Origin of the sequence: Moorena bouillonii PNG (genome assembly GCF_001942495.1) — a bacterium.
In the GTDB taxonomy this organism is placed as follows: domain Bacteria; phylum Cyanobacteriota; class Cyanobacteriia; order Cyanobacteriales; family Coleofasciculaceae; genus Moorena; species Moorena bouillonii.
In genome coordinates, this window is sequence record NZ_MKZS01000001.1 from 1,598,058 (window position 1) to 1,612,451 (window position 14,394).

13 protein-coding genes and 9 pseudogenes are annotated in these 14,394 nt (G+C 43.5%); 12 read left to right on the top strand and 10 right to left on the bottom strand.

The window, feature by feature from the left end; genetic code table 11:
* Window positions 1-55: 55 nt before the first annotated feature.
* Both BJP37_RS44225 and BJP37_RS06555 read left to right on the top strand, forming a co-directional pair.
* Window positions 56-184, top strand: a pseudogene (locus tag BJP37_RS44225) (RNA-guided endonuclease TnpB family protein); the annotation flags it as partial.
* A gap of 686 nt (window positions 185-870) precedes the next feature.
* A pseudogene (locus tag BJP37_RS06555) lies at window positions 871-1,627 on the top strand (reverse transcriptase N-terminal domain-containing protein); the annotation flags it as partial.
* Between the two features lie 466 nt (window positions 1,628-2,093).
* Here BJP37_RS06555 and BJP37_RS42210 read toward each other — a convergent pair.
* From BJP37_RS42210 to BJP37_RS43330, 3 genes and pseudogenes are all read right to left on the bottom strand, one after another.
* Window positions 2,094-2,780: pseudogene (locus BJP37_RS42210) on the bottom strand (ISAzo13-like element transposase-related protein).
* The gene (locus BJP37_RS06570; RefSeq protein ID WP_143727493.1) at window positions 2,777-3,214 is read right to left on the bottom strand and encodes a hypothetical protein; all 438 of its coding nucleotides are present in this window, start codon (window positions 3,212-3,214) and stop codon (window positions 2,777-2,779) included. Before BJP37_RS06570 ends, BJP37_RS42210 begins: the two are co-directional and overlap by 4 nt.
* Before the next feature lie 518 nt (window positions 3,215-3,732).
* Window positions 3,733-3,864, bottom strand: a complete 132-nt coding sequence (locus BJP37_RS43330; protein WP_269086959.1) for a hypothetical protein — start codon at window positions 3,862-3,864, stop codon at window positions 3,733-3,735.
* 889 nt (window positions 3,865-4,753) lie between these two features.
* On the opposite strand from BJP37_RS43330, the gene BJP37_RS43335 reads away from it, so the two are divergent.
* Entirely contained in the window at window positions 4,754-4,885 is a 132-nt protein-coding gene (locus tag BJP37_RS43335) for a hypothetical protein (RefSeq protein ID WP_269086960.1), read from the top strand.
* Between the two features lie 509 nt (window positions 4,886-5,394).
* On the opposite strand, the gene BJP37_RS38675 is transcribed toward BJP37_RS43335, so the two are convergent.
* Together BJP37_RS38675 and BJP37_RS35790 are read right to left on the bottom strand one after the other, a co-directional pair.
* On the bottom strand, window positions 5,395-5,562 hold the full coding sequence (locus BJP37_RS38675; RefSeq protein ID WP_158069461.1) for a hypothetical protein: 168 nt from the start codon (window positions 5,560-5,562) through the stop codon (window positions 5,395-5,397).
* Entirely contained in the window at window positions 5,555-5,902 is a 348-nt protein-coding gene (locus BJP37_RS35790) for a hypothetical protein (protein WP_143727494.1), read from the bottom strand. Before BJP37_RS35790 ends, BJP37_RS38675 begins: the two co-directional genes overlap by 8 nt.
* Before the next feature lie 28 nt (window positions 5,903-5,930).
* Here BJP37_RS35790 and BJP37_RS06585 point away from each other — a divergent pair, with 28 nt between their 5' ends.
* Entirely contained in the window at window positions 5,931-6,287 is a 357-nt protein-coding gene (locus BJP37_RS06585; protein WP_075897434.1) for a group II intron maturase-specific domain-containing protein, read from the top strand.
* On the opposite strand, the pseudogene BJP37_RS34265 reads toward BJP37_RS06585, so the two are convergent.
* From BJP37_RS34265 to BJP37_RS06605, 4 genes and pseudogenes are all read right to left on the bottom strand, one after another.
* Window positions 6,231-7,866, bottom strand: a pseudogene (locus tag BJP37_RS34265) (ISKra4 family transposase). The gene BJP37_RS06585 and the pseudogene BJP37_RS34265 overlap by 57 nt on opposite strands.
* Window positions 7,867-8,724: 858 nt before the next feature.
* Entirely contained in the window at window positions 8,725-8,889 is a 165-nt protein-coding gene (locus BJP37_RS44510) for a transposase (protein ID WP_143727495.1), read from the bottom strand.
* Window positions 8,876-9,130, bottom strand: coding sequence for a transposase (locus BJP37_RS35810; protein ID WP_143727496.1), 255 nt, complete (start codon window positions 9,128-9,130; stop codon window positions 8,876-8,878). Before BJP37_RS35810 ends, BJP37_RS44510 begins: the two co-directional genes overlap by 14 nt.
* Before the next feature lie 35 nt (window positions 9,131-9,165).
* Window positions 9,166-9,504 (bottom strand): winged helix-turn-helix domain-containing protein, encoded by a 339-nt coding sequence (locus BJP37_RS06605; RefSeq protein ID WP_075897438.1) that lies wholly within the window; start codon window positions 9,502-9,504, stop codon window positions 9,166-9,168.
* Between the two features lie 181 nt (window positions 9,505-9,685).
* Between BJP37_RS06605 and BJP37_RS06610 the strand changes: the two are divergent.
* The 3 pseudogenes from BJP37_RS06610 to BJP37_RS06620 all read left to right on the top strand — a co-directional run.
* Window positions 9,686-10,549, top strand: a pseudogene (locus BJP37_RS06610) (ISAs1 family transposase); the annotation flags it as partial.
* Window positions 10,550-10,638: 89 nt separating this feature from the next.
* Window positions 10,639-11,417 (top strand): annotated as a pseudogene (locus BJP37_RS06615) (IS5 family transposase).
* 11 nt (window positions 11,418-11,428) lie between these two features.
* A pseudogene (locus BJP37_RS06620) lies at window positions 11,429-11,698 on the top strand (ISAs1 family transposase); the annotation flags it as partial.
* Between the two features lie 194 nt (window positions 11,699-11,892).
* Here BJP37_RS06620 and BJP37_RS06625 read toward each other — a convergent pair.
* A complete protein-coding gene (locus BJP37_RS06625) occupies window positions 11,893-12,102 on the bottom strand; it encodes a helix-turn-helix domain-containing protein (protein ID WP_075897440.1) in 210 nt (69 codons plus the stop codon).
* Window positions 12,103-12,467: 365 nt separating this feature from the next.
* Between BJP37_RS06625 and BJP37_RS06630 the strand changes: the two are divergent.
* The 5 genes and pseudogenes from BJP37_RS06630 to BJP37_RS43345 form a co-directional block, all read left to right on the top strand.
* A pseudogene (locus BJP37_RS06630) lies at window positions 12,468-12,821 on the top strand (reverse transcriptase N-terminal domain-containing protein); the annotation flags it as partial.
* Between the two features lie 138 nt (window positions 12,822-12,959).
* Window positions 12,960-13,121: a hypothetical protein gene (locus tag BJP37_RS38680; RefSeq protein WP_158069463.1), complete on the top strand. Its 162-nt coding sequence runs from the start codon at window positions 12,960-12,962 to the stop codon at window positions 13,119-13,121.
* 134 nt (window positions 13,122-13,255) lie between these two features.
* A pseudogene (locus BJP37_RS44515) lies at window positions 13,256-13,393 on the top strand (ISAs1 family transposase); the annotation flags it as partial.
* Between the two features lies 1 nt (window position 13,394).
* Window positions 13,395-13,754 carry an ISAs1 family transposase gene (locus BJP37_RS43340; protein ID WP_269086961.1) on the top strand — a complete coding sequence of 120 codons (360 nt, stop codon included), beginning with the start codon at window positions 13,395-13,397 and terminating at the stop codon, window positions 13,752-13,754.
* Between the two features lie 125 nt (window positions 13,755-13,879).
* Window positions 13,880-14,394, top strand: a 515-nt coding sequence (locus BJP37_RS43345) for an ISAs1 family transposase (RefSeq protein ID WP_075897446.1), incomplete at its 3' end; no start/stop codon positions are given.

The window sequence follows — 14,394 nt, forward strand, 5'->3', positions numbered from 1 at the left end:
TTAAAGAAGCTCCCTTCTTTGGCCTTGCAGCGATCCCTGTGACCTGAATCCTTACATCAGAACAGTAAAGTTTATCCGTAATAGCTGCATCCGTTATTGGATGGACAACAAAGGGGTAAACAAGTACGACCTGAGTAAATACAGCAAAATTATAGCTAAAGAGTTTCCGTTTGCTAATGAGTTGTGCGACCCGTTGACTAGAAACCACATTTGAAAGGATGTGGGGGATTAGTCGCAAGGTAATGAACCTTGACAACTTGATAACCATGATGGTGAAAATCCATCCCGGAGACAAAACCTTAGAATAGTGCAGCCTTAGTACAAAACCTTACTCCTATGATGCCTAACCTGCTGACCATAAAGGCTGCACTATTCTTTCGGTAATTTCTGACCCTCGCGAAATCCGAGTGACAGCCCTACCCTGATTCATAGAACTAACAAATCTATGAATTAATGCAAGGGTCGAACAGTGAAGCACCCTTAACCTGACCGGTGTTAGTAACAGGCAAAAGACTCATGGGTACGAAAGGAAGGTATGTTTGAATCATCGTAAGGCAAGTGTAGCGAAATAAGGTTTGACACGCTACAGACAAATAGACAAAGGAATAAGGATTATGAAATTAGTTCGTTTCATAATGATTTCCCATATTTATTCCCGGTGAACAATACCACCCTAAAAGTCTAGAAAATGGTTATCAGGAACGGAGTAACCTCATATGTACTCTCAGTAAGGTCGATTACTGAGTAGGTAGTTAGCCGTATGTCATATGAGAGTGAGATAGAGTCAGAAGCTAATGCCTAGAGTAATGTCTAGGATATGCTGACGGACTCACGTTACAGGAATAGATCTAGTTGTGAGTAGTAATAAAAATGTCTAAAACTCGGGGGTTTGCCCCACAGTCGGAATGGAAGAAGGTCAACTGGCGAAAGCTAGAAATGACAGTCTTTAAGTTACAAAAGCGATGCAGCGCGGTCTTGGGGGTTTCCCCCATGAGCGACTGCATCAAGACAACGAATATATCAAGCCTCTAAACGTGGTAACATCCGTGTGGTAAGAAAGCTGCAAAAGACTCTGATGAAGTCCTGGTCTGCCAAAATGATTGCGGTCAGACGGATAACCCAAGAGAACAAAGGTAAAAAGACTGCCGGAATAGACGGGGTTAAAACTTTAACCAATAAGCAACGCCTCGCCTTAGTAGCCAACCTAAAAGTCTCAAAAAAGGCGCAACCTACCAGAAGGGTCTGGATTCCCAAACCCGGACGAACGGAAAAACGTCCTTTGGGTATCCCAACCATGTACGACCGTGCTCTACAGGCACTTGCCAAACAGGCACTAGAACCCGAATGGGAAGCAAAATTTGAACCTAACTCTTACGGGTTCAGACCAGGACGCTCATGTCATGATGCCATTGAAGCAATATACACAAGCATAAATCAAAAACCTAAATGGGTGCTTGATGCCGATATTGCTAAATGCTTCGATAAAATCAATCATGATGCTCTTCTAACAAAACTAAATACTTATCCATCCTTAAGAAGATTAATAAAGTCCTGGCTTAAAGCTGGAGTGATGGATAATGGAACATTCTCACCTACGGAAGAAGGTACTCCTCAAGGTGGAGTTCTGGTTGACTGACAAAACTTATTGGAAAGCATACTCGTAGGTTTTTACCTTAAATTCCAGTCGATAGTACCTTTTCTGATGTTGTTTGCGGGAGGCCATGGCTGGGTCAGGGTCGTAATTAGAGGTGAAACGTACCCGATGAATAAGTTTCCAGCCAAAGGCTTTGGCAGATTTGACCCATTCCCAACCCGTAAAGTAGCTGTTGCCTCGTGCGCCAATGGGTATCGACCCACCGACGTTTGCCAGTCTTAACGACGGAGACGAAACCTTAGATAGTGGAGCCTTTATAGTTAGCAGGCTATGCAGAAAAGGGTTAAATCTTTTTTAATAAGGCTCCACTATCTTACGGTAACTTCAAACTCAACTCCAACTGCCGTGACATACAGTGTGGCTACAGCTAAGGGACTTGCAATAAAATAAGATACCCATATTCGTCGGGACAATTGTAATATCCCATTTGGGTAATGTGTCAGAACGACACCTTGAAAGTTGATAGGATTCCAATTCCTTGGGGTTTAGGTCTCAACCCTTTTTCATAGATGGTGTCCAATATATGTACTGTTGGTGTGCAGCCGTTACAACTCATGTTTGTAGCCCATTGGACAACAGCTTCAACCGAGTCATAAATTGCGCCATTCCAATAGTTCTCCAACGCAGCCCAACACCGCTCAATCGGATTGTACTTGCTGTGATAGGGAGGGTAGTACTTTACGCGGATGCGGGTTGCAATTGCCCGAGACCATTCAACCATGCGCTTGATAAATTGGGTGCGGTTGCGGAGGGTGGCACTGCCTCCATCTAGATTAATCACTAATTCGTCGAATTGAGTCGGTTGGAATTGATTGTCATTCAACCTAGCCATGAGAATTAACTATAAGTCGCTGGTTAATGCCGATTGCCCCATGTAAATCGAGAGCTGGTCAGTAAGGGTTATGAGAATACCAAATGGAGTCATCACAGATGTCCACTCAGTATCATGGTCGTCTGCTTGTTTAGCTTCTAATGTTCTGGCTTTGCCACCTCGTGATAAATTCCCCACTTTGACTTTGGCAATGCTTACGATTGAGATACGCAATGACTTGGGATTGTGGTAATCACGTTGATTTTCGCGGAATACGTTCTCTTTGATGGCATCGGTCTGAGCAATCTTTTTCACAGGTTTTGTCTTTTGGGTTTTTTTAAGCGATACCCCAGTCGATTCAGAATTTCTCCCATTGTTTGACGAGTTGGTAACTCTTCTGAGGTATATCCCTTTTCACTCATGAGCGCTTCCCTGACTGCCCTTGCACTGATTGTGCAAACGCAAAATGTCGATTTCAATTTGGGGTCTGCTTGCGCTTGAGCATCTACTAAAGCACGAATATCTGCTTTTAGGTTAGGCAGGTTTTTCTCGCTTTTCTTTCTACCTAAGGCTCGATGATTATCCACACATATCAATCCACTTCGCTGCTCATGCAAACCTAATTGTACGCTTGTGCGGTTCCAACCAAACACTCTTTCTGTTTTGCGGGCATTACCCCCAAGATAATCTTCACTCACCAAAGCCATGAAGGCTCGCTTGCGATGACCTGTTAGTTTCGTAGGCTGCATCCAGTATGGTTGATTTTACCTTTTCACTTAATTCCATTTCTCAGAGCATCGTTAATGACTAGAGTTATACATCGCTGAGCACACAACATCTGCTGATGCAATACTGATTCTAGGGGATTTTTTTTTTCCGCGAGTCCCTAAGATAAACCTAAACCCTTGATAGGGCAGACACAGAACGAATTTTCGACTTTTGCACATTCGGTGCCATTGGACTGATCATCCTTGAAGTTTTCTTCAATATCAAATCGCATTCCATATTCCTGCGCATGTTTGGAGGGTCGTCTTTTCATCGCGCTTCATCGCCCAAAACTCACCATTGAAATTGTTGCGCGCCATTGGTGAGATGGACCCAACCGTACCAAAGTTCTTTATGCAACCTGACATAGTGACAGCGCACAAGGCAGCTCCATGTTTGAAATGAAAGTCTTGAAGCTGGCACCAGCCAATGCCCTTCCGCGCCTCTCCAAGTATCCTTTTTCACACTTTTCCGATAATGCCAGCCCCATTGATTCGTTAACCTACCCATCTTCTCGGTGTGGACAAAGCCTCGGTCTGCTAGCAAGATCACCGATTACCCCTTCACCGCATAGCCCTCTGCGAAGTTCCAACATTTCCCGATAGTCTTTGAAGGCGACAGAGGCGGAACCCATGTTCCATCACCCGCCAGACCACGCTTCACGCTCGTCCCCGGTGTACCACCGCCAAGCGCACCAAGCAATACTCATCCGCTTAACAACGATGTATCTAAGCTTAGATATAGAAACTCTTGTTTCCAATCCGCATTGGCTGACTGGTAATGGGGTTTATACAAGCGATGAACGTGCTTTGCGGGCATTGTACAGCCACCGTTGCATCCGACGTTGTTTGCTTTGAGCATAGTGACCACTGGGACGAAACCTTAGATAGTTGAGCCTTATTACAAAAGACTTGAACCTTTTACGCATAACCTACTAACTATAAAGGCTCAACTATCTTACGGTAACTTCAAAGACAGGGTATGTGGGGAATCCAACGGGTCAAATTAACTTCCCCAGAAAGTTACCGTAAGAATAGTGGAGCCTTATTTAATAAGTTTTAACCCTTTTTCTCATAGCCAGTCCCCTATAAAGGCTCCACTATTCTAAGGCGCGCGTCTCCTATCTGGAGTAGACCAACCACCATCCATAAACAGGTGGTCAGATGACTCAGATGCGCCCAGTCAGAGGGTTGACCAATCGAGGTCTTCAAGGCATTGTAGAGGCGGGAGTTTATTTTCACAGCATTTTTGGGATGTGAGTGGTTTCTCTCCTGAGAATGCACCGCGACCCTAACCAGATGTCAATGCCCATTGGCCCCTGCCTGGTAAGGGGTTCGTGAAATCGCGCTCAACTAAAGTCAGTCAACCAGTGAAAATACCACCCTTCAAACCAAAGCCCGAATATGGGTAACGCTAAGATATTGAGGAAAACTTTTTAGATGACCAGTCCAATGGATGGAATGTGCAGAAGTCTCAAATTCGCTCAGTAAAGCGCCTGATCTCGGTTGTGGTTCATTCTAGCTGTGGCTACGTTGTACGTCACGGCTCAAGGGGTTGAGGTGGTAGAGTCTGGTAAACGTCGATGGGTTGACACTCACTGGCGCACGAGGAAACAGCTATTTTCGGTAGGGTTTGGAGTGGGTCAAATCATATGAGCGAGAATGGCTGGAAATTAATTCATCGGGTTTGTTTTTCCAGCAATCATGACCCAAATCCAGCGATGGCTTCGCGCAAACAACATCAGCAACGGCACTATCAACTAGAGTAAAAGAAACAAACGTACCAATATGCTGTTGAATAGTTTTGTCAGTCAACCAGGGTATTTTCATCACTAACAATGGCCCATTATCACCATTTACATTGTTGCAACCAAAAATCCGATCAACTGGACCCAACCAATATTCCTTATGCACTCTGACATTGTGAAAGCACAAGACCGAACCCCGTAGAACATGGAAATCTTTGAGCTGATGCCAACTTTTACCTGCTCGCCAAATCAAGCGTGTCCTTTTTCAGACTTTTCCGGATTTGCCTTCCCCATTTATTGGTCAAAGCTTTCATTAAATCGGTGTGTATAACATCGATCTGCCAGTAGGATGACCGATTACCTCTTTGGGTAAAAGGTGTATCGATTGTTGGAGCATCTCCCGATAATCTTTGAATGCTACCGTTGCACGATGGATGCTTCATCACTCGCCAGCTCACGCTTTTTGGCTCGTCGGAGATGCACCACTACCAATCGAACCAGACAGTACTCATCCCAAAACATCGAGGTGTCTAAACTCTTGTAAATACACCCATCTTGTCCTACCGCCAAGGCTGCTTTAATCAAAGGTTTGTACCATCGTTCGCGTAGCGTGGCCTATTGGCCATGGACATTGATTCGGGCAAAATGGCAGCCAACGGTGCATTCGGCGTTGTTTGCTTTGAGCATATTGGCCACGACACGGGACGAACGGGAATCCATCGGGGCTTGCTTCACTTCCCCTGTCTGAATCAGGGCTGCCACCATCCATAAACAGGTGGAAATGGTGGCTCAGGTGTGCCCACTCACAGGGTTGACTTATCCATGTCTTCAGGGCATTGTAGAGTCGGGAGTTTTTTTTGATCGCATTCCTAGGATTTGAGTGGTATCTGTCCTGAGGATGCGGGGAAACACTCCCTAAAGTCAAGTCTTGCTCTTACTAGTCTGGTAAGCATTTGAGCCATTTTCAACCCAACTTTTGTCAGTCAATCAGCTACAGAGGAGTCAGCAGCAAAGAAACCTTCAACGATTTAGGGTACATGCTCTGGAACAAACTCCAAAGATGGGGATACAGGAGACATCCAAATAAATCAAAAACCTGGGTAAACAATAAATATTGGGGAACCATCGGAAAAAACAACTGGATGTTCAAAACAAAAGAGGGAAATTATCTTCCCAAACATGCCAAAACGAAAATCGTGAGGCATACAAAAATCAAAGGGGTGTGGCTCTTTTGGAAAGACGTTTGGTCAGGTTTAGAGAGGTATCGCAAGAGTAGGAGGAGCAGTAGTAGAGCAGCGAGCTTGAATTAGTCGTTTCATCAAAGGAAGGCCATCTTTGTACAAAGACAAGTGATTACGTTTATGCTCAAGCTTTAAGTGAAAGGGCCAATACTCGAGGCCTACACCGCGCTTGATAAAGCGAGCGCAGACGTAAAACCGCCTCAGCACCTTTGAGACTCCATCTAGCCCCGGTAATGTCCATCCTGTCTTTGATTAAGTGACGACAAGCGCCCTCAATAACCCCAGTGGCAATGGGAAGACCAGCTTTCAAGTAATCGTGGTATTTGAGGTAAGCAGCGTTGTTGAGTAAATATCTGGCACACTTATCCACTGGCTGACGTTGTGTAGGAGTTAGTTGGCGCTTTGTAGCGCTACCACGCATACCCGCAGCAACTGTACTCGATTTACCTTCAAGGATCAGCAGTAAACGTTTACTAACCCAAACTTCGGCTTGTTGACTAGTGTCCGAATAAAAGGCAAATGCAGCCTTCCACAGATACTCAATCACATGAATAATATCCAGGACAATCGTTAACTTGAGATGGTGTTCGCGAGCAAATTTTTTCAAAGCGCGATAATTGTGTCTTGTTACCATCGACCAGAGCGCAAAAACGCTTGTGTTGATTGGGGTCGCGGTGTAATGCCTCGTCAAAAGCTTCTTTGATAACAAGTGATGGTTGTTTAACTAAACTTGCCCAAACACGCTTACCGATTGGTCTGGGTCCTTTGATTTTTTTGTGTTCTTCTTCTGTGCTGACAATTTGTTGAGGTGTACGAACAAAAGGCTTGATGGTATAAACTGAAGCCACTGTTGCCATTCGCGTCGCAATTGCGTTTTTCCCCCTTAGTTAATCGTTTATTTAACTTGTTGCTCTTTGCCAGCGCTCTTTTTTGGGTGGGAGCACGTAAGTCTTCTGTACCCATGACAACACCCTTGCCATCCACACTAATAACTACTATTTCCCCCGTCTCCTTCAATTCAACCGATTGTGCTTGTTGATGAGCATAGAATTCATCAAAGTCACAAGCACTTTTATAAGCCAATTGTTCAACTTGTCGCTTACCAACTTTTGCGGCTGTTGTTTTCTGTATGACGCACGACTGTTTCCCCAAACCCTGAACGAGCTACTTCGACGGCCACTCGCTGCCTCAGTCCGTGGGAGTATTTTTCTACTGGTAGGTTTAACTCGGCATCCAGTGGGCCCACGGGAAGTTATCTTTCTTCCACCGTAACCGATTCGATTGGCGATGATCGTGCCAAATATTGTTGTCAGCTTCCTTGTAAATCTCTTCTTATGGGTTCTCTTGGCTTCGTCGAAACCTCACGCATTCTCCTTCGATCTCGTCATTACTTCGTCTGTCGAAGTAACCTTGCAGCAGTCGTCTTAATAGTTCGTATCCGTTTTCAAGCAGTTTACTCTCGCGCTTCCCCATGTTGTAAACCGCAAACACTATCTGAACCCAGCCAGTCCACTATTTCTTCAAATAGCTCTCGCGCTTGTGAGAAAAACATGTCTTCATTTGAGTACGATGCTTGCATAGGTCCGAACTTTTCCTGAACTACTGCTGACTTTTTCAGCTGGTCACCCACCTGGGGGTATTGACTCAAACTATTACTCTGACTAACTTGTCAGTTTTACTCTTATCTAGTCTACCGTACTTTGAAAAGAGCCGCACCCAAATCAAAGATACCAGAAGTCCCTATGATGGAAACCTAATCTATTGGAGCACTAGAATGAGAAAGCATCCCGAGATGACCACTCAGGTGCGATTCGTTGGTTATAAACCTTGCCCCGTAAGGGTTTTGGGGGATTAACCGCTAGGACAAATTACTGAACCTAGACAACTTGGTAACCATGGTGGTGAAAATCCACCCCGGAGACAAAACCTTAGAATAGTGCAGCCTTAGTACAAAACCTTACTCCTATGATGCCTAACCTGCTGACCATAAAGGCTGCACTATTCTTTCGGTAATTTCTGACCCTCGTGAAATCCGAGTGACAGCCTTACCCTGATTCATAAGGAGTAACGAACTTACGGATTGATGCAAGGGTCGAACAGTGAAGCGGAACCAATCCAGGGGAAGTTAGTAACAGGCATAGAACTCATGGGTACGAGAGAAAGGTACGTTTGAATCATCATTATCATCGTGTAGCGAAATGGGTTGATTACGCTACAGACAAACAGTCAAAGGAATATGGATTATGAGGTTCTGACTCTTCATAATGATTTCCCGAAATTATTCCTGGTGAATAGTACCACCCTAAAAGTTCACAGAATGGTTATCAGGAACGAAGTAACCCCGATATGTACTCTCAGAAAGGTCGAATATTCTGAGTAGGTAGTTATACTAAGTTGCGTTCAAAGAGCTAATTCTCAAATGAGGAAAATATGTCATTGAACGCAAGAGTTCTTCAGAAGAGCCAAGCTCTACTAAGCCATGACTTACTGTGTCCATTACTTGCTCCTATGATGTTAATATTTTGTTATAAAAATAGTTTTCTCTAATATGTTCCCAAAGATGCTCAACAGGCATTAACTCCGGACTATAGGCTGGCTGAAATATAATCCGAATATTTTCCGGTATCTCCAAACTTTTTGATCTATGCCAACCGGCTTTATCCATTTGCATGCATGATCAAATATTCCCCAAAATCTTCTGAGACTTGTTTGAGAAATAAATTCCTCATTTTTGTGTTAGCATAAGGTAAAATCAGAGATGTCATTTTGCCCAAAGCCGGTGCAACAGCAGCATAAGCATAGATATATTGTCTTACCTGTTGTTTACAGACCACTGGCCTTATTCCTGGTGGACACCAGCAACCTCGCACAACTCCTATGCGACCAAATCTGCCTTCATCGGTGGCCATCATTATAACTGGTCTTTTATCGTCAGATTTTCTAGTTTTTACGAGTTGTTTAACTTCTTTTTCAAAGTTTTTTTAAAAGCTGACTGTTCCGACTGTTTAGCTTTTGGGTGTGAAGGTCTAGGAACTACTTTTCGCCATTGGTGTCTATCCAAAAGACGATATATTGTAGTTTTATTTACTGGCTGACCCACTTGTTTTTCAAAAGCTAATTTAATTTCTTTTACTGTCGGGATTTGGCCTTTAGCTGCTTTTTTAAAAAAAGTTGCCAAAAAGTCTTTCTCTTCTGACCAAGTCAGATAACAGTTACGTCTACCCCCTTTTCCTTGTGTTTCAATAGCTTCTACACCAGGGCAAACGCATCTAAATTTTTTTGACAAATCACTCTTTATATGCAGATCTGCTCTATTGGCATTCCCCGTGGCCTAGAATGGTAACGAGCTTATTATTTACAATAATTCAATTTCCTTAATACTAGTTAAGATTTAGACCCTAAAATTAAGATTTAAATTAGGTCTTTATGAAGGAAAATCAAAGCATAATTTTTAGAAATACTCAGCAATGAAACTCAGACCAAAAACTACGATTTATGAGCATTTTAGTGATTTAAAAGATCCCAGAGTTGACCGAAGCAAACTACATAAATTAATTGATATTATTACAATTACTATCTGTGCGGTGATTAGTGGTGCCGACACCTGGGTTGACATAGAACTCTACGGTAAAACCAAATATAAATGGTTAAAAAAGTTTTTAGAATTACCTAATGGAATTCCATCTCACGACACAATTGCCAGAGTTTTTGCGAAACTTGAAACCGAACAATTACAGCAGTGTTTTTTGAAGTGGGTTCAATCAATTAGTCAGGTCACTTTTGGAGAAATAGTAGCGATTGACGGGAAAACTTTACGTCATTCCTATGACAAAAGTTCTGACAAAGCAGCTATTCATATGGTTAGTGCATGGGCAACAGCGAATCGCCTGGTTTTAGGGCAAGTAAAAGTAGATGAAAAATCCAAGGAAATAACAGCTATTCCCAAACTTATAAAAGTTTTAGAACTATCGGGTTGCATCATAACTATTGATGCTATGGGCTGTCAAAAAGAAATTGTCAAGCAAATTGTAGCCAAAGAGGCCGACTATTTAATTACCTTAAAAAAGAATCAAGCTTATCTTTATGAACGAGTCGAAAAAATCGTCAATACATTACCTAAATCTAGATTAAAAAACATCACGATCAGTCAGTATTTGCAGTCAGAAACTGGACATAATCGTGAAGAACACAGATATTACCAAATGCTTAGTAATGTTAAAGAAGCAATTGATCCAAACGGGGAATGGGAAAAACTCAACTCAATAGGTTGGGTAAATTATTGGCGAAAAGAAAAAGATGGAAAAACAAGTTTTGAACGAAGATATTATATTAGGGCATGTCGTCAGTTAGAGAATTGACAACCAGTCAGTGCAGCTATAGAACTGAGGGGAGTCAGGAAAACTCAACTAAGGAGGAAGTAATGCGTCGGTATGCCTTGCGTCTTGGATCAGTGGGAGCGAATTAAGGATATGCTACCTGGCCAGAAGGGCGCTTGTTGGTGGAAATGCCAAAGATAACCGCCTATTTGTTGAAGCCGTACTGTACCGATACCGTGCAGGTATTCCGTGGCGTGATTTGCCGGAGAGGTTTGGCGATTTTCGGTCTGTGCACAAGCGTCATAGCCTAGGGTCTGAAAGTGGTGTGATAGAACGTGTATTCAAGACACTCTCATTAGATGCAGACAACGAGTACGCTGCGCTCGACGAACACAATTGTACGCGCTCATCAACGAGGGTGCTGGTGCAAAAAAAAACACCAGACGATAAACCATTAACACAAGCAATTGGACGCAGTAAGGGTGGTTTATCTACCAAAATTCATGCCACCTGTGATGCACGCTGGTAATCCCACAGGGTTTCATCTGACCCCCGGTCAAGCACATGATTTGCAGGGAGCTGATGCGTTACGCGGGTGGTATACATGAGATTGGTGCACTGCTTGCAGACAAGGCTTACGATGCGTCAGAGCGGGTGCTCAAACGATTAAAAGAAGCTGACTGCCAAGCTGTCATTCCTCCTAAAGTCAATCGTACTCAACTTTGAACATATGACTTGCACATGTATAAGTGGCGTCATCTGATCGAAAACTTTTTTCAGAAACTTAAGCAATACAGGGCAATAGCAACTCGCGCTTGATAAAACTGCTCGTAATTTTTTGGGAGCCATTCATCTCGCCGCTTCTGTCATCTGGCTTAACTGACGACATGCCCTAGTAGTCTACCCAATAATGCTGAACTTTTAGCAAAAGCTATTCGCCAACATTGGTGTATAGAGAATCAACTGCATTGGGTACTTGATGTTCAATTTTTAGAAGATGATTCACGAATCAGGAAAGATAATGCACCCGAAAATTTAGCCATTATTAGACAAATAGCTCTGAATTTATTAAAACAAGAAAGTACCGAAAAAACGGGAATTAAAACTAAACGAAAAAAAGCCGGATGGGATAACGATTATCTCCTCAAAGTTTTAGGTTTTTAAGTTTTATTTTATCAGTAGAATTAATGGCGTTGGGCAATTTACCATGGGTTTAGACTAAAAGGTCTAGCTTGATATTATGCTGGCAATATATATTAATTATTTAAAACAATACTCACCCTTTATATAAGCGACACAAATATTATACCAGTTTTATTTCCGTCAAATTTTAAGGTCAGCTAAAATTTTCGGGTCATTCAAACGCTTTTCAGAGCTAGTTTCTGCCGATTAGATGCGTTTGCCCTGGCTTCTACACCTTTTCGATTATATTTGCTTATAACTCGGTGAACTGTACCTACAGACACTCCTGCATGTTGAGCAATTTCAGCAGCTGGTCTGGGGTCAACTAAAGCATTATAAATTACTAACCATTTTTGCCTTTGCCAAAAATTAGGGGCAGTTTTCATTTTCTGCTTCACCCCCTCTATACTTAGGTGACTTGCTGCTATACTTAGTCTACTCATAGTAATGGGATATTAAGCAATCTTTAAGAAATCGTTAACTTGAGTCGACTACCTTGAGTCAGTTGTTTAAAAAAACTATAACATAATTTAATTTTTTAGCGCTCCACCTCTTGAAAACAAATTCAATCAGGATTATACAGAGGCGATACTGTTGCTTTTATAGATTTTATCTTTGAACGCAACTCGGTATTAGCTGCATGTCGTACCGGGGAAAGATTGAGTCAGAAGTTAATGTCTAGAGTAATGTCTAGGATATACTGACGGACTCACGTCAAACAGAAATGAAATAGTTGCAAGTACCAATTAATATGTCTAAAACGCTGGGTTTCCAGACGGTGGAATGGAATAAGGTTAACTGGCGCAAGCTAGAGAAGACCCTATTTAAGTTGCAAAAACGAATATTTCGAGCCTCTGTTCGTGGTGATATCCGTGCGGTAATAAAACTGCAAAAGACTCTGATGAAGTCCTGGACTGCCAAGATGATAGCGGTACGTAGGGTCACCCAGGAGAACAAAGGTAAAAAGACTGCCGGAATAGATGGGGTCAAATCTCTAACCAACAGACAACGCCTCACCTTAGTAGCCAAACTCAAAATCTCCAAAAAGGCAAAACCTACCAGACGGGTTTGGATTCCTAAACCCGGACGGTCGGAAAAACGCCCAGGGACTCGCGGAAAAAAAAAATCCCCTAGAATCAGTATTGCATCAGCAGATGTTGTGTGCTCAGCGATGTATAACTCTAGTCATTAACGATGCTCTGAGAAATGGAATTAAGTGAAAAGGTAAAATCAACCATACTGGATGCAGCCTACGAAACTAACAGGTCATCGCAAGCGAGCCTTCATGGCTTTGGTGAGTGAAGATTATCTTGGGGGTAATGCCCGCAAAACAGAAAGAGTGTTTGGTTGGAACCGCACAAGCGTACAATTAGGTTTGCATGAGCAGCAGGGTAATCGCATCTAATTTGGTATAAATCGTACTTGACAAACTACAGGGAGTATAGGTATGATAGCCAGTCAGTGTTCAAGGTTGTCCCAGAGCGGATGTTGCGGTTAACCGTTGGATTTGCCAAGATTTGCATTCTCTAGTCAGTCATTATGGCAAAAGGCTTTGTGAAGGCTCAGCAGGAGCGTGAAGCGTTAATCTTGAAAAACAGTGTTCTGAAGCATTTTCAGCACTTGCGAGATCCCCGAGTGGAGCGAACCCAGAAACATTCCTTGGTGGCCATGATCACGATTGCCATTTTGGCGGTGCTCTCCGGTGCCGATGGGTTTGTGGCAATCGTTACCTACGGTAAAGCGTTCGCAAGTGTGGCTGGAGACGTTTTTAGAGTTGCCCAATGGGATTCCGTCACACGATACCTTTGGTCGGGTGTTTGGTCTGCTAGACCCCCAGGAGCTCGAGACGAGTTTCTTGAGTTGGGTCAGCTGTATTACTGAGAAATTAGCCCTGAAGTTGATTCATATCGATGGCAAGACCACCAAAGGCTCCTATGACCGAGCTGGTCAACTGAAGGCGTTACAGAGTGTGAGTGCCTGGAGCAGTGAACATGGGCTGGTTTTAGCGAGCGCAAAAAGTGGAGAGCAAATCCAATGAAATCACAGCAGTGCCGCTCCTGCTGCAATTGCTGAACCTCAAGGGGGCGGTCGTCACCCTTGATGCCATGGGCACCCAAATCGCCATAGCGTAGGCATTTCAAGCAGGCAGAAGGCGACTATGTCTTGGCACTCAAAGGCAACCAGGGTCAGCTCAGCCAACAAGTAGAGGCTTGGTTCGAGCAAGCACAAGCCCACAACTGGCAGGGGATTGAGTACAGCTACGATCAAACCATAGACAGTGGACATCATCCCATAGAAACTCGCCAAGTTTGGGTCGTGCCCGTGAGTCAATTACCACCACTGCCTCGGCAAGGTCAATGGGCGGGCTTAGAGACGGTTGTCATGGTCAAGAGTACCCAGAAGTTATGGAACAAAACCAGGTTTGAAGTGCGGTTTTACATTAGCAGCCTGGAAGGCGATGCCCAGCGACACAACTCGGTGATTCGCTCCCATTGGAGTATTGAGAACAGTCTGCATTGGGTGCTTGATGTCACCTTTGGCGAAGATGCTAGTCGGATTCGTCAAGGATATGCGGCACAGAACCTGGGATTGTTGCGACGTTTAAGTGTTAGTTTACTCAAGCCTGAAGTTCCCCTGTACATTTGTACTACAAGGTCACGGAAAGGCTATCCCCATCA